A 17,303-nucleotide genomic window follows, 5' to 3' on the forward strand; every position below is an offset into this window, starting at 1 on the left:
TTGTGATATTGTAACCTGATGGCTCCTGATCATTGAAAATAAGCACATTAGTAAAAATAGCTTATTTATGCCGTAAAACCGGCCTGCAAACATAAGTCAGGAAATCGGGATGGCAAATACCTGTTAAATTACCGTTTCTGCCTTCTTCTATTTGAATTAGTTCTGGTATTTTTGCCGGAAACCTTAATTACAATTGATCAGCGAGATTAATACACAGGAACTGGTAAAAATTTACCGTAACCGTACCGTGGTAAATCATGTTTCGGTAAACGTAAAGCAAGGTGAAATTGTAGGGTTGCTGGGTCCCAACGGGGCCGGTAAAACCACTACTTTCTACATGGTGGTAGGCCTCATAAAACCTGACGAAGGCAAGGTATTCCTTGACCAGGAAGAGATCACCAAATTACCCATGTACAAACGGGCCCAAATGGGCATTGGTTACCTGCCACAGGAAGCTTCGGTATTTCGCAAACTAAGCGTGGAAGATAACATCAAGGCGGTGCTTGAAATGACAAAGCTTACCAAAGCCCAGCAGCGTCAAAAGCTGGAAAGCCTGCTCGATGAATTCCGCCTGCACCATGTTCGCAAGAACAATGGCGACTCGCTCAGTGGTGGCGAACGGCGTAGGACCGAGATAGCCCGGGCCCTGGCGGTAGACCCCAAATTTATATTACTCGATGAACCTTTTGCCGGTGTTGACCCAATTGCCGTTGAAGATATTCAGGCAGTGGTTGCCCGCTTAAAATATAAGAACATCGGTATTTTGATCACCGACCACAATGTAAACGAAACCCTCTCTATTTGCGACCGCGCCTATTTGCTCATTGACGGAAAGATCTTTCAACATGGAACGGCTGAAGAGCTGGCCGAGAACGAACAGGTGCGCCGCTTATACCTTGGCCGCAATTTTGAATTGAGGCGTAAGGACTATTTACATGAGGAAGCGATCAGGGCCATTGACGTTTCAGCGAACAATAACCTGCTGTAGATAAGGCTAATACCAGTCAGGTATTAATAAATACAGTCATATTTTGTTCGGTTTAACGGTATTAATGGGCTAACCTGCATTCTACTGACTTTTATTCCCTCAAATTCTTTATTTTGCCGGTAGTGAAAATCCTAAAGTGAAACTATTATCGCCTGCCATATCATCTTTGGCCCGCATGCGCCTGTGGCGTATTGAGGGATGGAAAAATAACCCGGCCGATGCCCAACGGGAGGTGTTGCAGGACCTGGTCACTTCTGCCCAATACACAGAGTTTGGCCGGAAATACAATTTTTCCCAGCTATTTAATATCAGGTCATTCAAGCAAACGGTGCCTATTCATGATTATGAAGACCTGCAGCCTTACATCCAGCGCATTATGCACGGTGAGCAAAATCTGTTATGGAATACGCCCGTGTACTGGTTTGCCAAAAGCAGCGGCACCACCACCGATAAAAGCAAATTCATTCCGGTAACCGACGAATGCCTTGAAGATTGCCATTACAAAGCAGCCAAGGATGTATTGACCTTGTACTATCAATTCAATCCCGATTCGGACCTGTTAACCGGTAAGGGACTCGTCATTGGCGGAAGCCATACCATAAATCCATTGAATGCAGATGCCCAATATGGCGACCTTAGCGCTGTATTGTTACAAAACTCGCCTTTCTGGGGTCACTGGCTGCGCGTTCCCGACCTCAGCATTGCCCTCATGGATGAATGGGAAAACAAGATCGAGAAGCTCGCATTCAGCACCATAAAAGAAAATGTCACTTCCATTTCAGGGGTGCCAACCTGGACGCTGGTATTGTTCCGGCGTATACTTGAATTAACGGGAAAGAGCACCATGGCCGAAGTTTGGCCGCACCTGGAATTATATATGCATGGCGGCGTATCGTTTACGCCCTATAAAGAACAGTTCCAGAAATTGATTGGCAAGCCTATTCATTACCTTGAAATGTATAATGCCAGCGAAGGGTTTTTTGCTGCGCAGGCTATACCGGGTGAAGATGGCATGCTGCTGTTCACCGATCACGGCATTTTTATGGAGTTCATGCCAATTGAAGAGTATGGCAAAGCTAATCCTGAAACCATCGGTTTACAGGAAGTGGAGCTGGGTAAGAACTATGCCATGGTCATTAGCACCAATGGTGGTTTGTGGCGCTATTTACTGGGCGATACTGTTCAATTCACTTCATTACAACCCTTCAAGATCAAGGTGAGCGGACGCGTGAAGCATTTTATCAATGCATTCGGGGAAGAAGTGATCGTTGATAATACTGATAAAGCCATTGCAGTGGCCAGTGAAAAAACCGGAGCTATAGTAAATGATTATACGGCCGGCCCTGTATACTTCAGCGATAGCGGCAACGGCGGTCATGAGTGGCTGATAGAATTTGAAAAAGAACCTGGCGATCTGGGTCATTTTGCTCATGAGCTCGATAGCGCCCTCAAAAGCGTGAACAGCGATTATGAAGCCAAACGTCATAAAGATATTGCCCTGCGCAAACCACTGGTAAGGTCTCTGTCGAAAGGGATGTTCACAACCTGGTTAAAAAGCAAGGGAAAGCTGGGCGGGCAGCATAAAGTTCCCCGGTTGAGCAATGACAGGAAGTATATTGAAGAGATCCTTTCCCTGTAAAGCCCTGAGCGTGGTCGAAGGGCTTTGGAGATTGCCTTGAACACAGTCGAAATGCGTTCTAACTAAAAAAGCATCTCCCCCGAATTCCTCATTTTTTCAACTGTTCCATTGGCATTTACTGTAATTTTGCTCACCCAAATACGATACTATGAAATTATTAGAAGGAAGAATTGCTATTGTAACCGGTGCAGCCCGTGGCATTGGTGAAGCTATTGCGTATAAACTGGCTGAACAGGGCGCTCACGTAGCATTTACCTACGTTAGTGACAGCAGTGCCGAAAAGGCCGCGCAGCTGGAGCAGAAAATAAAAGCACTGGGCGTTAAATCCAAAGCCTATAAAAGCAATGCCGGCAATTTTGCCGAATGCGAAACGTTTGTAAATGATGTAGTGAAGGAATTTGGTACCGTTGATATTTGCGTTAACAATGCCGGTATCTCAAAAGATAATTTATTGCTGCGCATGTCGCCCGAACAATGGGATGAGGTAATAAATATAAACCTGAAGAGCGTTTACAACATGACCAAACAGGTCATTCGCCCCATGATGAAAGCCAAAAAAGGTTCCATCGTAAATATGAGTTCGATTATTGGCATCCGTGGTAATGCCGGACAAAGCAGCTATGCTGCCAGTAAAGCCGGGATCATCGGGTTTACCAAGTCAATTGCACTGGAGTTGGGTAGCCGTAATGTACGTTGCAATGCCATTGCGCCCGGTTTTGTTGAAACCGATATGACCCATTACCTGAAAGATGGTGAAGGCGCGAAGGCGTTCCTCGAAAAAATTCCTTTGGGCCGTTTTGGCAGTGCAGAAGAAATTGCCAACACCACCCTGTTCCTGGCTTCAGACATGAGCGCTTATATTACCGGCCAGGTTATTAGCGCCTGCGGCGGTTTAAATATTTAATACAGTCCTGCTGCTGTTGAGGCAGCCTGTAAAAATCGTATCTTTAAGTTAAGTGCCTTCTGTACAGAAGGCACTTTTTTTAATAATAAGATCCCTGATGGTTGCCGTTATCCTCATCGTTTTTTTGCTGGGCTACGTGGCTATTGCCATGGAGCATGTCATCAGACTGAATAAGGCCGCTTCGGCCCTTATCACCGGTGTATTGTGCTGGACGATCTACATACTTTATACACCCGATACCCATGCCGTTAATGAGCAACTCACCGGGCACCTGGGCGAAATTGCAGGTATTCTTTTTTTCCTGCTCGGCGCCATGACCATTGTTGAACTGATAGATGCGCATGACGGGTTTGAAGTAATTACCAGCCGCATAAAGACCACCAAAAAATCGCACCTGATATGGTTGATCGGTGGCTTGTCGTTCTTTCTTTCAGCTATTCTCGACAACCTTACCACAGCAATTGTAATGGTTTCATTGATCAGAAAGCTGATCAGGAATAAACAGGCGCGTTTATTCTTTTGCGGTATGGTGGTCATTGCGGCCAATGCCGGCGGCGCCTGGTCGCCCATAGGCGATGTTACCACTACTATGTTATGGATTGGTGGGCAGGTAAGCAGCTCACAGATCATTGGCCATGTGTTTTTACCCGGCGTTGCCAGTGCAGTAGTGCCCATGATCTTACTCACTTTTCGTATGCGGGGCGTGTTGGAAGTGGGCGGAACCGAAGAAGCAAAGACTTCCAAACCGGAAACACCAGTACGTGACAGGAATATAGTGTTTGTAACGGGCATCCTGATCCTGTTGCTGGTGCCGGTGTTTAAAACCGTTACCCATTTGCCGCCATTTATGGGCATGTTGATGGGCCTCGGCATTATGTGGGTTATTACAGAGATCATTCACCACCAGAAAGACACGCAGGATAAGCATTTTCTTTCTGTATTATATGCATTGCGTAAGATCGATACGCCCAGCATTCTGTTCTTTCTGGGTATTTTGATCAGCGTAGCTTCTTTACAGTCAATAGGGGCGCTCACGAATGTGGCACAGCAGCTCGATCAGCAGATCGGTAACCCAATTGTTATTGTGATCATCATTGGCTTTTTATCATCTGTTGTTGACAATGTGCCATTGGTGGCGGCATCGATGGGCATGTATAGTTTGCAGCAATACCCGGCCGATCATTTTTTCTGGCATTTTATGGCATATTGTGCAGGTACAGGCGGCAGTATGCTCATAATTGGGTCTGCAGCCGGTGTAGCGGCGATGGGTATTGAAAAGATCGAATTTTTCTGGTACCTGCGAAAAATTGGGTGGTTGGCGTTAGTAGGTTATATAGCAGGGATTTTAGTTTTTTTGTTACAACGGTTGTTTTGATATTTTGGGATTTAGAGATTTCGGGATTTTGATATTGCAATTTTCCGTGAGGGCCGATAATAAGGAAATCTCAAAATCAAAAAATCTCGAAATCAGCAATCTCAGAATTTAATATTCCTGCTTTTTATATAATGATGCCAAAGCATCATAGCTGCTATTGACCGGTAGGGTCGCCAGGCATCGGCCAGCAGTAACATATCTTCTTTGGTTGTATGAACCGGTAATTTCTTTACTTCTTTCAACGCATTTACCATGGCCAGGTCGCCAATTGGAAAAATATCAGTGCGTTGCAGGGCGAATAACAGGTATACATCGGCCGTCCAGTCGCCAATGCCTTTTACCTGTTTTAAAACGCCCCGCACATGGTCATCGTGCGAGGCGGTGAGTTTATTGAGTTGGATCTTTTTTGAAATAAATGCTTCTGCCAGATGCCGGGCGTACACCGTTTTTTGGCGGCTGAAATAACAGGCTTTCAATTCCTCGTCAGATAGCAGCAGCAATTTAGCCGGCGTTATGGTGCCTGTCTTTTCTTTCAATTTATTGAATGCAGCCCGGGCCGAAGCCAGTGATACCTGTTGTTCCAGTATAATATGGATCAGCGTTGCAAAACTGGCTGGCCTCGTCCACATAGGAGGATAGCTATGTTGTTGCAGGATCACTTTAAAGACAGGTTCCCTTTCAGCCAGTTCGTTACATAATAGCTGAAAGTTATCGCTGGTAAATTGTTGCATGATTTACGTTGCATGGGGGCCTTCAATGGGCTCGCATGCCGGCAGAATTATTTTGTTCTAGCTTTGAATTTTTCGATGGCCATTTTAGTGAAGTTCCCCAGTACCAGTCTGCCGCTGATAGCAGCTCTTTGCAGCAATAACTGGTCCCAGTTCTCAGTGCCATGCCATAACATTTTTTTCATTTCTTCCATTGCTGCAGGATTGCTGTGGGCCAACGTATGCGATAACCGTTGAATGCTTTCGTCCATATCTTCGGTAGAACCATGCAGTTCGCTGTACAATCCTTTTCGTTTTCCCCATTCGGCATTGCGCCACATGGTGGCATCGATGGCCAGGTTGTTAAAAGCGGCCACGCCTATTTTGCGTTCTACGGCGGGGCCAACAACAAAGGGGCCAATACCAACGGCCAGCTCACTTAATTTAATATCGGCGCCTTCTTTGGCTATGGCGTAATCGGCTGCGGCCGCAATACCCACGCCGCCACCTACACACCTGCCCTGTACGCGGGCAATAATAAACTGGGGGCATTTGCGCATGGCATTTATTACATGTGCAAAACCGCTAAAGAATTGCAGGCCTTCATCAAGTGTTTTAATGGCCACCAGTTCATCAAAAGAAGCACCCGCACAAAATGCCTTTTCACCACCCGATTGCAACACGATCACTTTTGTGTCGTCATCATTTCCGGCGCCATGAATGGTTTGCGCCAGCTCTTCGAGCAATTTTGCCGGCAGGGAATTACTTTGCGGATGAAAGAACTCAATGGTGTTAATACCATTATGATCAATATGTGATGTTACATATCCTAAAGACATAATAATACTTTTTAAAGAGGAGGATTTTACAGGTCTTATCTCAGGGGGTTCGTACCTTAAAGTTATAAAATACTATTTTAAAAAGCGGCCCCGGAATTCATCCGGGGTCGTTATTTTCATATTATTGTATTTTTTTTGCCACCATGGTAAGAATGGTAGCTATAGCTACCTGCTCACCGGTTTCATCAGTTACCTGCACCAGCCATTTCACAATGCCTTTGGCAATATCGTCCCCGGCTTTCTTTTCCTGTTCAATTTTTTCTTTACAGGTAAGCTGTACGCCAATGGTAGCGCCGGCATATACCGGTTTTATAAACCGGCATTCTTCCAGTCCGTAATTCAACATCACCGGTCCTTTTTTCGCATCGACAAACAAACCGGCTGCAGCGCTTAATATAAAGTAACCATGAGCGACCGGTTTTTCAAATACGGTGCCCTGTAACGAGGTATGATCGGTATGGGCATAAAAATGGTCCCAGCTTACATTGGCAAAATTCACAATGTCGGCTTCGGTAACGGTTCGTTTATGCGTTATGAGGGTATCGCCGATCTGCAGCTCTTCAAAATATTTTCTGAACGGATGTTTTTCTTCTTCACGGGTTTGTGCGCCCGATTGGTATACGTTGGTAATGGCAGTGATGGCTGTAGGTGATCCCTGCAGGGCTACCCGTTGCATGTAATGGTGAACGCCGCGTATACCGCCCATTTCTTCCCCGCCGCCGGCGCGGCCAGGGCCTCCATGTACCAGCAGGGGTAACGGCGAACCATGACCGGTACTTTCTTTGGCGCATTCATTGTTTAGCACGAGTATTCGTCCGTGGTGCGTTGCTGCACCCAGTACAAATTCCCGGGCAATATTGTTGCTCGCTGTAACAATGGAGCAAACCAACGAGCCCTTTCCTTTTTTAGCCAGGGCAATTGATTCGTCGATATTATTATATGGCATAATGGTGCTTACCGGGCCAAATGCTTCTACGTTATGCACCGCTTCGCTCCCGAACGGATTGTCATTCTTTAATAACAGAGGGCTCATGAAGGCGCCTTTCTGGGAGTCTGCATCTATTACCTGCACACTATCGAGCGAGCCATATACGATTTGGGAAGAGGCCAGTAATTTTTGCACCTGGGCTTTTACTTCTTCGCGCTGGCTTTGCCCCGCCAGTGAACCCATACGTACTTTTTCATTTTCAGGATTACCAATGGTTGTCTGGCTGAGCGCTTTGCCCAGGGCCAGCCACACATCTTCCATTTTATTTTGCGGAACGAATATGCGCCGGATGGCAGTACATTTTTGTCCGGCCTTCGTGGTCATTTCTTTACGAACTTCTTTGATGAAGATATCCCATTCGGGTTTGTCGGGTGTAACATCTTCACCCAGTACAATACAGTTCAGCGAATCGGCTTCCATGGTAAAGGGAACGTTCTCTGCCAGAATTCGTGGATGTGATTTCAATTGCAGGCCGGTAGTGGCCGATCCGGTAAAAGTGACCACATCCTGTGCCGTTACATGATCGAGTAAATCGCCTGCTGAACCACAGAGCAATTGCAGGGCGCCTTCGGGCAAAATGTTGGAGGCAATTATTTCCTGTACCACCGCTTCGGTAAGGTAAGAGGTGATGGTGGCTGGTTTTACAATGGCTGGAACACCGGCCAGCAGGTTTACCGCAATTTTTTCCAACATACCCCATACAGGGAAATTGAATGCATTGATATGAACGGCCACGCCTTCTTTGGGCACCAGTATATGCTGGCCCATAAAAGTTCCGCCTTTTCCTAATGGAACCGGATCGCCATCGATGCAGTAGGTTTCATTGGGGAATTTGCGGCGCAGTGAGGCATAGGAAAACAGGTTACCGATGCCGCCTTCTATATCGACCCAGCTATCGGCTTTGGTTGCGCCGGTTTTATAACTGATGGAATAGAATTTATCCAAATGGTTGCGTAGGTGTAAGGCCAGGGCCCGCAGCATGAGGCCGCGTTGGTGAAAGGTGAGTTTACGAAGGGCGGGGTTGCCGGTTTTTCTTCCATAATCAAGGATGGCATTGAAATCGAGCCCGCGGGTTGAAGCATAGCCAATTGGCTCGCCGTTCACCGCATTGTACAATGCCTGCCCCTCCCCGTCGCCGGTTATCCACCGGCCGGTTACATAATTACCCAGTTTTTTCATGCAAAATGTAGTTTTTGTTTTTTTCAAATGGTCCGCAAGCTGGCGGATCACTTAATAATGATCGCAACTGCTAATGTAGCATATCCCCGGCTAATACCATCATACCTGAAACCGGTATAAGCCAGCTGTACATTAAGGCGGTTTGTTTTTTGGGGGAGGTTAATACCGCCGGCAGCACCGTACCCTAAACTGGAACGGGGCGATGACATATTATTCAACAAAAAATACACGGCGCCTGTTCGTAGTGAGGCGTACACATTTGAGAGGGGATACAATTTTATACCGGCCAGCAGGGGAATGGCGTATGATTTATTTTTAGCGTCGGCATATATGGCTTTGTCGCCCGTAAAGTAATTATAGGAGGCTTCCAGTTCTGCAGCAAAATATTTAGTGATCATTTTTTCGGCACCCACGATACCGCCAATTCCAACGTGGTTGGAAGTAAGATTCGACAAACCAAACGAAACGGTTGCCCCCAGTCTGAATATGGGCCCTGGTTTTATTTGAGCAGTACCGGTTTTTACCAACACAAAGCATGCTAACAAGGTAAGCCGGAAACAATTAGCCATTGTTCTGCAGGATTAATGGTGCGAAAATAGTTAAACCCGGATATTAAACGGATTTTAAACACGATAGCGTATAAAAGAAGTTAACTTTGACCCGAATTTTCAAATAGTAAAAACAAGCATATTTATGTCGCGGTTAATGATAGCCCTTGTAAGCATAAGCCTGTTTGCCATGGCCTGCAATAACGAAGCTTCATCCAGTGACGCTACTGATCGTAAAAACGGTTTTCCCCCCGCTCCTAAAACTGCAGAAGATTCCCTGTACCACGATGTAATGCAGGGGCATGATGCCGGTATGGCAAAAATGAGTAAACTGCGTAAAAATATAAACGAAACACAACGCCTGCTCGACAGCCTCAGTAAGGTTCCCGCCCAAAAAGTAAAGGCTGCGTATAAAACATCGCTCACCGATGTGCAAACGGCCCTGAAAAATGCCAATGATGAAATGATGGGCTGGATGGACGCATTTAAACCTGATTCGGCGAGCAACAATAAAGAAATACGTCTTAAATACCTGCAAGCCGAAAAGGAAAAAGTAACGGTGGTAAAGGAACATATCCTTTCTGCATTGCAACAGGCAGATTCTTTGTTGAAGAAATAGCCCTCATCGTGTCAAGCTGTCACAATTTGCTTCTGGTAAATAATTTGCCGGCTATATGCCATGCAAACTACTCAAACTCCCGTTCAATTTATACAGCATACCGACCATGCGTTGTTGGATGCTTATTCAAAAACCATTACCGGGGTGGTAGGCAGCGTAGCCGAAGCCGTGGTACATATTGAAGTTTCCAAAAAGGTTATGGACCGCCGCACCCGCAAGGAGCAGGTAACGCAAGGCAGTGGTTCGGGCTTTATTATTTCTTCTGATGGATTTATTGTTACCAATCATCACGTTATAGAAAATGCCGGTTCAATAAAGGTATCCCTTGCCGATGGGCGTAAAGTGAATGCCGAACTGAAGGGCAGCGACCGAAGCACTGATATTGCGGTTCTTAAAATATATGAGAACAGCCTGAAAGCCCTGTCATTTGCCAACAGCGACCAGCTGCAGGTGGGGCAAATAGCCATTGCCATTGGTAACCCGCTGGGTTTACAACATACGGTTACTGCAGGGGTGGTAAGCGCTTTGGGCAGAACCCTGCGTGCTTCAGACGGCCGCCTCATCGATGATGTCATTCAAACAGATGCTTCGTTAAATCCCGGTAATTCTGGCGGTCCGCTCGTGAATTCGCTGGGCCAGGTTATTGGGGTGAACACGGCCATGATCCCTACGGCCCAGGGTATTTGTTTCGCTGTATCGAGCAACCTGGCTGCGTATGTAAGTGGTAAGCTCATTATGCATGGAAAGGTGAAACGGGCCTACCTGGGTTTGGCTGGGCAACTGGTGAACCTCACCGAACGGATGATACAGGCCAACCGGCTGCAACGGAATACAGGCGTATATATTTCAGAAATAGAGGCCGACATACCTGTATATAACAGCGAGCTGCACGCTGGCGATATAATTGTAGGTTTTAATGAATTTCCTGTGGCCACCATTGACGACCTGCACAAACAACTGAACGAAAAAACGATTGGCCAGCGGGTGCAACTGCAGGTATTGCGTGGCGGCCATAAAACAACCATTACCGTTATACCGGGCGAAATGCGGTAAAAGCTGGGCCAGGGACGTTATTAAATACAAAAGCGTGTTACAGTTTGACCCTGGGTTTACAGGGACTGTAACACGCCTTTTGAATATTTATTACTGCTCACCGTTATGGTGGCAGTGAATGAATTTTTTCCGGAACCTTAAGCAGGTTGTTTGGCCTCAATTTCAGCGCTCAGCGACTGAAAGATATCTTCGATGCTGCCTTCGCCTTTTATCTTCGCTACTTTACCAAACTGAGAATAGTAATCAGCAACAATGGCTGTTTTAGTATCGTATTCAACCAAACGCTTGCGGATCACGTTTTCATCGCGGTCGTCGCTGCGGGAAGAAGTTTTACCCCTGTTCAGCAGGCGGGCAACCAGTTCTTCCTGACCAACTTCCAACGCCAGTACCAGGGTTATTTCGCTGCCTTTTCCTGAAAGCAGGGCATCCAGGGCTTCGGCCTGGGCTACTGTTCTTGGAAAACCATCGAACAAAAAGCCTTTGGCGGCAGGGTTGGCATCGAGGGCAGAACCGATCATGCCAATAACCACTTCATCAGGTACCAGCTGGCCTTTATCCATAAATGATTTTGCTTCAAGCCCTAACGGGGTAGCATTCGCAATTTCCTTACGCAACAGATCACCGGTGGAAAGATGGATCCAACCAAATTTTTCGATCAGCTTTTCCGATTGAGTTCCTTTTCCGCTACCGGGAGGTCCAAATAATATAAGATTAAACATGTTTTTTCGGTCCCTTTATGAGGCGGCAAATATAAACCAACCACAGAAATAATCCCTTTAGAATATTGCCTTTCTGATTAAAAATTCTTTAAAGGGAATGCCCTTTTTTTGCTATGGATGCCGCAAATACAAAGGGTTTGCGCGTTTTTGTTAATGTATGAATGAGGGCGCAACCGTTTGTGCCGCAACTATCGCCTAAACAAAATGTTAAGCTCATAAAGGGTGTCGGCAAGCAGACATCCAAACCCTTGCCCGCCTACGTACATTTGGGAAACACAATTAAATTTTATGAAACGCATTATACAAATCCTGTTTTTGTTACTACTGACGGTGTCATTTCAGCAATGCTCTTATTCTCAATCAAATACAACGAAAAAGGAAAATATGGACACATCAAAAAAGAACCCGGTTTATTCCCGCACCGACTCGTCGAAGGTGAATATCACCGATGAAGAATGGCGAAAGATATTACCGGCCGACGTATACTCCATTGCACGGGAAAAGGGCACCGAAAGACCCTGGACCAGCAAGTTTGAAGATTCAAAGGAGGTTGGAACCTATTATTGCGCCGCCTGCGGCAACCCCCTGTTTAAAAGCGATACCAAATTTGAAAGCGGTTGCGGCTGGCCCAGCTTTTACCAACCCATCAGCAAGAGCAGCATTATATACTTACCCGATAACTCGCACGGTATGCAACGCACCGAAGTGGAGTGTGGCCGCTGCAAGGCGCATTTGGGCCATGTTTTTGAGGACGGTCCGCCCCCAACCGGCTTGCGGTATTGCATAAATGGGGTGGTGCTCGATTTTGAAAAGGCCAAAGCCGCAGAAAAAAAGTACAATGAAGGCAGCGAACAAAGCAAGGAAGCGAAGAAAGGTGAGTAAGATCGCTGGAAATTTGTTTAAAACCCAAAATTCAGAAGCAGGTTCCCAATTGAATGCCCGTATGGAGGGGCGCCTGGTTTTGAGTTTTGGGTTTTTGTTGCGCTGTATTTCAGGTGCCCAGGGGCCGGTAATGGGCGTTTTGTGGTTTCACCAGGGCATAACCAGGGTTTTTCAGTATCCCGGTAAGGGGAAATGTTTTAGAAAATATAAAATAAAAAGCAAAAATGAAAATAACAGCAACCTTCTGCAGCGGGTCATTGTTATTGAAATAGCGACTGTGGTTTTCTAGCCACTGGTCTATTTTTGCTTGTAATAATAGCGTGAAGGTGGCAGCCTCGTTTTACGGGGCTGCCTTTTTGTTTGCCTGCCACTACCTACTTCGAATTATCTTTGCGGCATGAATAAAAAGAAACCGGTGTTACAACAGGTTACTGTTGAAGATTATGCAGCGGAAGGCAAGGCGCTCAGCAAGGTCGATGGAAAAGTTATTTTTATTGAAGGCGCTGTTCCCGGCGATGTGGTCGATGTGCAGCTTTCAAAGAGTAAAAAAGAATGGGGCGAAGGAAAAGCCGTTCGTTTTCATGCCTTCAGCCCCGACCGGGTAACGCCGTTCTGCCAGCATTTTGGCGTTTGCGGCGGCTGTAAATGGCAAATGCTGCCCTATGAAAAACAATTACAATACAAACAGAATGAGGTGGAGCAAAATCTGCGGCGCATTGGCAAAGTGCAATTACCGCCCATTCAACCCATTATAGGTTGTACCGAAACAGCCCGTTACCGCAATAAGCTGGAATTTACCTTCAGCAACCGCCGGTATTTATTGCCCGAAGAAATTGCGGCCGCCAAAGATTCGGTCATTGACCAGGAAAATGCCCTGGGTTTCCATGTGCCCCGGTTGTTCGATAAAGTGATTGACATAACCACCTGTCATTTAATGGCCGAACCGGTAAATGCCATCAAGAATACGATCCGCGATTATGCACAAAAGCACAACCTGGCTTTTTACGATATCCGGTTTCACCAGGGCTGGCTGCGTACCCTCATTGTTAGGGTGGCCACCACGGGCGAGGTAATGGTAAATGTGTGCTTCGGCTACGACGATGAAAAAGAAAGGACCCGCCTGTTCGATCACCTGTTGAAACAGGTGCCTGGTATAACCACTTTGCTGTATACCATTAACCCTAAAAAGAACGACACCATTTACGACCTGCAACCGCAGGCTTATTTTGGAAAAGGATATATTATTGAAACCCTTACTACCCGGGAAGGGCATACCCTGCAATTCAAGATCGGTCCCAAATCATTCTTTCAAACCAATAGCCGTCAGGCCGAACGCCTGTACCAGGTTACGCGGGAGCTGGCCTGTTTAACCGGTGCCGAAACTGTATACGACCTGTATTGCGGTACGGGCAGCATCGGGTTGTTTGTAAGCGATAAAGCCAAAAAAATAATCGGCGTTGAAACCGTACAGGAAGCCATTACCGATGCCTGGGAAAATGCAGCGCTTAACCATATTGAACATGCGAAGTTTTTTGCAGGCGATGTAATAGACGTTTGTACCAGTGAATTTTTTCAGTTGCACGGGCAGCCCGACGTAATAATAACCGATCCGCCCCGGGCCGGTATGCATGAAAAGCTGGTACGTAAAATACTGGAGACGGCCGCGCCGCTGGTAGTGTATGTTAGCTGTAACCCGGCTACCCAGGCAAGGGACCTGAACCTGCTCGATGAAAAATATGAAGTGACCCGGGTGCAGCCGGTTGATATGTTCCCGCACACCCATCATATTGAAAATGTAGTTCAATTGAGATTGCGTAAATAGCACCCGTTTAAAAATAACATTATTGGTTTCCAATTTTCAAGGAAACATGCCGAAATTCACATAATTAAAATAGTCAGAATGGCTGATTTTCGAATGAGAGGTTTTCAGGGTATTCCTCCGGTTATAAAGAACCTGGTTATTGCTAATGTATTGTTCTTTCTGGCTGAATTGACTTTTGGGGGTCAGTTTATTGAAACGCTTTCCCTCCATTATTATGACCATCCTGAGTTTCATTTCTGGCAGCTTGCGTCATACATGTTCATGCATGCAGGTTGGGAGCATATTTTATTCAACATGCTTGCCTTGTGGATGTTCGGAAGCACAGTCGAAGATGTTTGGGGTGGTAAGCGGTTCCTGATCTTTTACCTGATCTGCGGTATTGGCGCCGCTTTGTTTCAGGTGGGTACCATGGCCGTAGAACTGCAGATCTTGACGAGTAAGGTAAATGCAGGCTCCATATCACAGGAGGAATTCCTGATGCGTGGCCGGTCAATTTACAACCTCACCATTGTTGGGGCCTCGGGGGCCATCAATGGGGTAATGGCCGCTTTTGCCTATCTTTTTCCCAATGCGCCCATGTTCCTTTTCTTTATTCCGGTTCCCGTAAAAGCAAAATATATTGTGATCGGGTATTTTTTGCTTGACCTGTTTGGCGGTATCAACCCAGGCAGTGGCGATAATGTAGCCCATTTTGCTCACGTGGGAGGCGCAATTGTTGGTTTAATTTTGGTAATTACCATGAACAGGACGAACCGGCGTACGTTTTATTGATCCCCTTACAACTTTAACAGCCCTTTATCTGTTAAAATAGCAAACAAGATAAGCCCTATAAGATGTTAAGTTTTGGCAGGCTTGCCCTGCGTGCGCGTGGAAGAGTCGAATGATTTTTTTAAATTCACTAAAATTTATTCCGTGCTAAGAGAAGATAGGTATAGGAAAAGGATTGGCCTGGGCCAGGACGGGAATTCCCTGGTTTTGTTAATTGGTATCATAGCCATTGTCTTTTGTATTTTCAAGTTCATATGGCTGGTTTATAATATTGCAGATAAAGACCTGGCAGCGTACGATCAAAACATTTTCAACTGGCTGGTGGTGCCCGGTGATTTTGAAAAAATGATGTCCCGCCCCTGGACGCTGCTCTCCTTCATGTTCATGCACAGCGATCCCTGGGATGTAGTGGGAAATTTATTGTGGTTGTGGGCATTTGGCTATATTTTCCAGGACCTCACCGGTAATAATAAGCTCATTCCTGTTTTCATATATGGCAGTGTAGGCGCCGCTTTATTTTTTACGGGCTGTTATAATCTTATACCCAAACTGGCGCCAGCCGCTTCGACGGTTACCCTGGTAGGCGCTTCGGCCGGTATTACGGCCATTGCCATTGCCGCCACTACCCTGGCCCCCGATTACCGCATCTTTCCCATGATCAACGGCGGAGTTCCCTTATGGATACTGACCGTCATATATTTGATCATCGATTTTTCACTAATAGCAGCGCATAAAGGTGCGCCCGGGCATTTTGCCCATTTGGCCGGTGGGTTGGTTGGCTTTTTATTCATTTATCAGATGCGCCGCGGGCGCGACTGGAGCAACTGGATGAATAACTTCTTTGACTGGATCACCAACCTGTTCAACCCCGACAGGCAAAGCTGGAAGAAAACTGCAAAAACTGATCTGCATTATAATTCAAGAGGCACCCAACCGTATAAAAAGATCCCGAATATAACCCAGAAAAGGATTGATGAAATATTGGATAAAATCAATCAACAAGGCTATCGTTTTCTCACCGATGAAGAAAAAGACATTCTGAAACGGGCCGCAGAAGATGAAGAATTGTAATTTTATTTATGGCCCGGTTTGTTAGAACATTCACAAAGCGGTTGTGCATTATATTGAACGTGGTTATCGCGGGTCTTTTCCTGATAGCCTGTGCCAATGCGTGGCTGCATCCTTCAAAATGGTGGTTTTTCTCCTTACTGGGGCTCGGCTTTCCGGTACTGTTGCTCTTTTTATTCTGTTTCCTGGTATTCTGGCTCATGCTCCGATCAAAATGGGCCGTTCTTTCTGCCCTTTCCCTGTTGCTTGGGTTCGGCAATATCCGCGTTTTCCTGGGCTTTCATTTTGCTACTTCTTATAAAAAGGAAAAGCCGGATGGCGCCATCCGGCTGCTTACCTGGAACGTGCACTGGTTCGATGAACATAACAAAAAGATCAGGGAGCATAAGGACTACCGCAAAAACATGATCGCGTTCATAAAAGAGCAGAATGCCGATATCTTATGTTTCCAGGAATTCCTTGAGTTGGGAAAATCGTTTGCCAACAGCAATACCAACACTATTATACAACTTAATTACCCCTATTATTATCGTGTTATTGATTATGGTCAGGCCAGCAGAGGCCGGTTTCAGGCGGGGGTAGCTATTTTTTCCCGTTTTCCCATTGTTGATACATTGCGCGTACTGTATCCCGATCCGGCCAATTTACGGGCTGCAGAAAGTTTGATCGGGGTCGATATGCTGGTGAATGGAAAAAGGATCAGGATCTATACCACCCATTTGCAATCGGTATTATTTCAAAAGAACGATTACCGCAACCTCGAGATCATTAAATCGGCCGATGACAGTATGGTCACCGCGTCGCGGTCAATTATAAAAAAGCTGCGGCAGGGATATACTTTCCGGGGCACCCAGGCCGACCTGGTGCGCAGTAAACTCGATAGCTGTCCATACCCCGAAATTGTGTGCGGCGATTTTAATGATGTGCCTAATTCCTACACCTATTTTCACATAAAGGGGAACCGGCAGGATGTATTCGTGAAGAAGGGCTTCGGTATCGGGCGCAGCTTTACCGCTATATCGCCTACCCTGCGCATTGATTACATAATGGCCGATAAAGCATTCGACGTATTGCAATACAATCGTTCGTTGGTGCCCTGGAGCGATCATTATCCGGTGGTGGCCGATCTGAAGTTGGCCAGGGAATAAACGGGTGGCCATCCGGTGCCATAAATTATCCAAAATGGCTATATTTACGCTATGATT

The 17,303-nt window shown here is 46.2% G+C and carries 16 protein-coding genes; 11 read left to right on the forward strand and 5 right to left on the reverse strand.

Features of this window, described 5'->3' with window-relative positions; genetic code table 11:
- Positions 1-193: 193 nt before the first annotated feature.
- The 4 genes from lptB (at position 194) to nhaD (ending at position 4,906) form a co-directional block, all read left to right on the forward strand.
- Positions 194-988: an LPS export ABC transporter ATP-binding protein gene (gene lptB / locus A3860_RS05770; protein ID WP_143773968.1), complete on the forward strand. Its 795-nt coding sequence runs from the start codon at positions 194-196 to the stop codon at positions 986-988.
- A 136-nt stretch (positions 989-1,124) separates the two neighbouring features.
- Positions 1,125-2,627 carry a GH3 auxin-responsive promoter family protein gene (locus A3860_RS05775; RefSeq protein ID WP_081145602.1) on the forward strand — a complete coding sequence of 501 codons (1,503 nt, stop codon included), beginning with the start codon at positions 1,125-1,127 and terminating at the stop codon, positions 2,625-2,627.
- 148 nt (positions 2,628-2,775) lie between these two features.
- Entirely contained in the window at positions 2,776-3,531 is a 756-nt protein-coding gene (gene fabG, locus A3860_RS05780) for a 3-oxoacyl-[acyl-carrier-protein] reductase (protein ID WP_081145603.1), read from the forward strand.
- 97 nt (positions 3,532-3,628) lie between these two features.
- The gene (gene nhaD / locus A3860_RS05785) at positions 3,629-4,906 is read left to right on the forward strand and encodes a sodium:proton antiporter NhaD (protein WP_081145604.1); all 1,278 of its coding nucleotides are present in this window, start codon (positions 3,629-3,631) and stop codon (positions 4,904-4,906) included.
- 101 nt (positions 4,907-5,007) lie between these two features.
- Here nhaD and A3860_RS05790 read toward each other — a convergent pair whose 3' ends face one another.
- From A3860_RS05790 to A3860_RS05805, 4 genes are all read right to left on the reverse strand, one after another.
- Positions 5,008-5,637, reverse strand: coding sequence for a DNA-3-methyladenine glycosylase family protein (locus A3860_RS05790; protein WP_081145605.1), 630 nt, complete (start codon positions 5,635-5,637; stop codon positions 5,008-5,010).
- 47 nt (positions 5,638-5,684) lie between these two features.
- Entirely contained in the window at positions 5,685-6,452 is a 768-nt protein-coding gene (locus tag A3860_RS05795; protein ID WP_081145606.1) for an enoyl-CoA hydratase/isomerase family protein, read from the reverse strand.
- 121 nt (positions 6,453-6,573) lie between these two features.
- Complete coding sequence (gene paaZ, locus A3860_RS05800) at positions 6,574-8,619, reverse strand: phenylacetic acid degradation bifunctional protein PaaZ (protein ID WP_081145607.1); 2,046 nt, start codon at positions 8,617-8,619, stop codon at positions 6,574-6,576.
- A gap of 47 nt (positions 8,620-8,666) precedes the next feature.
- Complete coding sequence (locus A3860_RS05805; protein WP_081145608.1) at positions 8,667-9,188, reverse strand: hypothetical protein; 522 nt, start codon at positions 9,186-9,188, stop codon at positions 8,667-8,669.
- Positions 9,189-9,312: 124 nt separating this feature from the next.
- On the opposite strand from A3860_RS05805, the gene A3860_RS05810 reads away from it, so the two are divergent.
- Both A3860_RS05810 and A3860_RS05815 read left to right on the forward strand, forming a co-directional pair.
- Positions 9,313-9,786: a hypothetical protein gene (locus A3860_RS05810; RefSeq protein ID WP_081145609.1), complete on the forward strand. Its 474-nt coding sequence runs from the start codon at positions 9,313-9,315 to the stop codon at positions 9,784-9,786.
- A 60-nt stretch (positions 9,787-9,846) separates the two neighbouring features.
- Entirely contained in the window at positions 9,847-10,839 is a 993-nt protein-coding gene (locus A3860_RS05815) for a S1C family serine protease (protein ID WP_081145610.1), read from the forward strand.
- A gap of 137 nt (positions 10,840-10,976) precedes the next feature.
- Here A3860_RS05815 and A3860_RS05820 read toward each other — a convergent pair whose 3' ends face one another.
- Entirely contained in the window at positions 10,977-11,558 is a 582-nt protein-coding gene (locus A3860_RS05820; RefSeq protein ID WP_081145611.1) for an adenylate kinase, read from the reverse strand.
- A gap of 384 nt (positions 11,559-11,942) precedes the next feature.
- Here A3860_RS05820 and msrB point away from each other — a divergent pair, with 384 nt between their 5' ends.
- From msrB to A3860_RS05850, 5 genes are all read left to right on the forward strand, one after another.
- Positions 11,943-12,440 (forward strand): peptide-methionine (R)-S-oxide reductase MsrB, encoded by a 498-nt coding sequence (gene msrB / locus A3860_RS05825; protein ID WP_317043482.1) that lies wholly within the window; start codon positions 11,943-11,945, stop codon positions 12,438-12,440.
- Between the two features lie 397 nt (positions 12,441-12,837).
- The gene (gene rlmD, locus A3860_RS05835; protein ID WP_081145614.1) at positions 12,838-14,262 is read left to right on the forward strand and encodes a 23S rRNA (uracil(1939)-C(5))-methyltransferase RlmD; all 1,425 of its coding nucleotides are present in this window, start codon (positions 12,838-12,840) and stop codon (positions 14,260-14,262) included.
- Positions 14,263-14,340: 78 nt separating this feature from the next.
- Positions 14,341-15,033 carry a rhomboid family intramembrane serine protease gene (locus A3860_RS05840; protein ID WP_216823393.1) on the forward strand — a complete coding sequence of 231 codons (693 nt, stop codon included), beginning with the start codon at positions 14,341-14,343 and terminating at the stop codon, positions 15,031-15,033.
- A gap of 141 nt (positions 15,034-15,174) precedes the next feature.
- On the forward strand, positions 15,175-16,101 hold the full coding sequence (locus A3860_RS05845) for a rhomboid family intramembrane serine protease (protein WP_143773969.1): 927 nt from the start codon (positions 15,175-15,177) through the stop codon (positions 16,099-16,101).
- Between the two features lie 8 nt (positions 16,102-16,109).
- Positions 16,110-17,246 carry an endonuclease/exonuclease/phosphatase family protein gene (locus A3860_RS05850; protein ID WP_081145617.1) on the forward strand — a complete coding sequence of 379 codons (1,137 nt, stop codon included), beginning with the start codon at positions 16,110-16,112 and terminating at the stop codon, positions 17,244-17,246.
- Positions 17,247-17,303: the final 57 nt, after the last annotated feature.

Source organism: Niastella vici, assembly GCF_002077945.1.
Lineage (GTDB): Bacteria > Bacteroidota > Bacteroidia > Chitinophagales > Chitinophagaceae > Niastella > Niastella vici.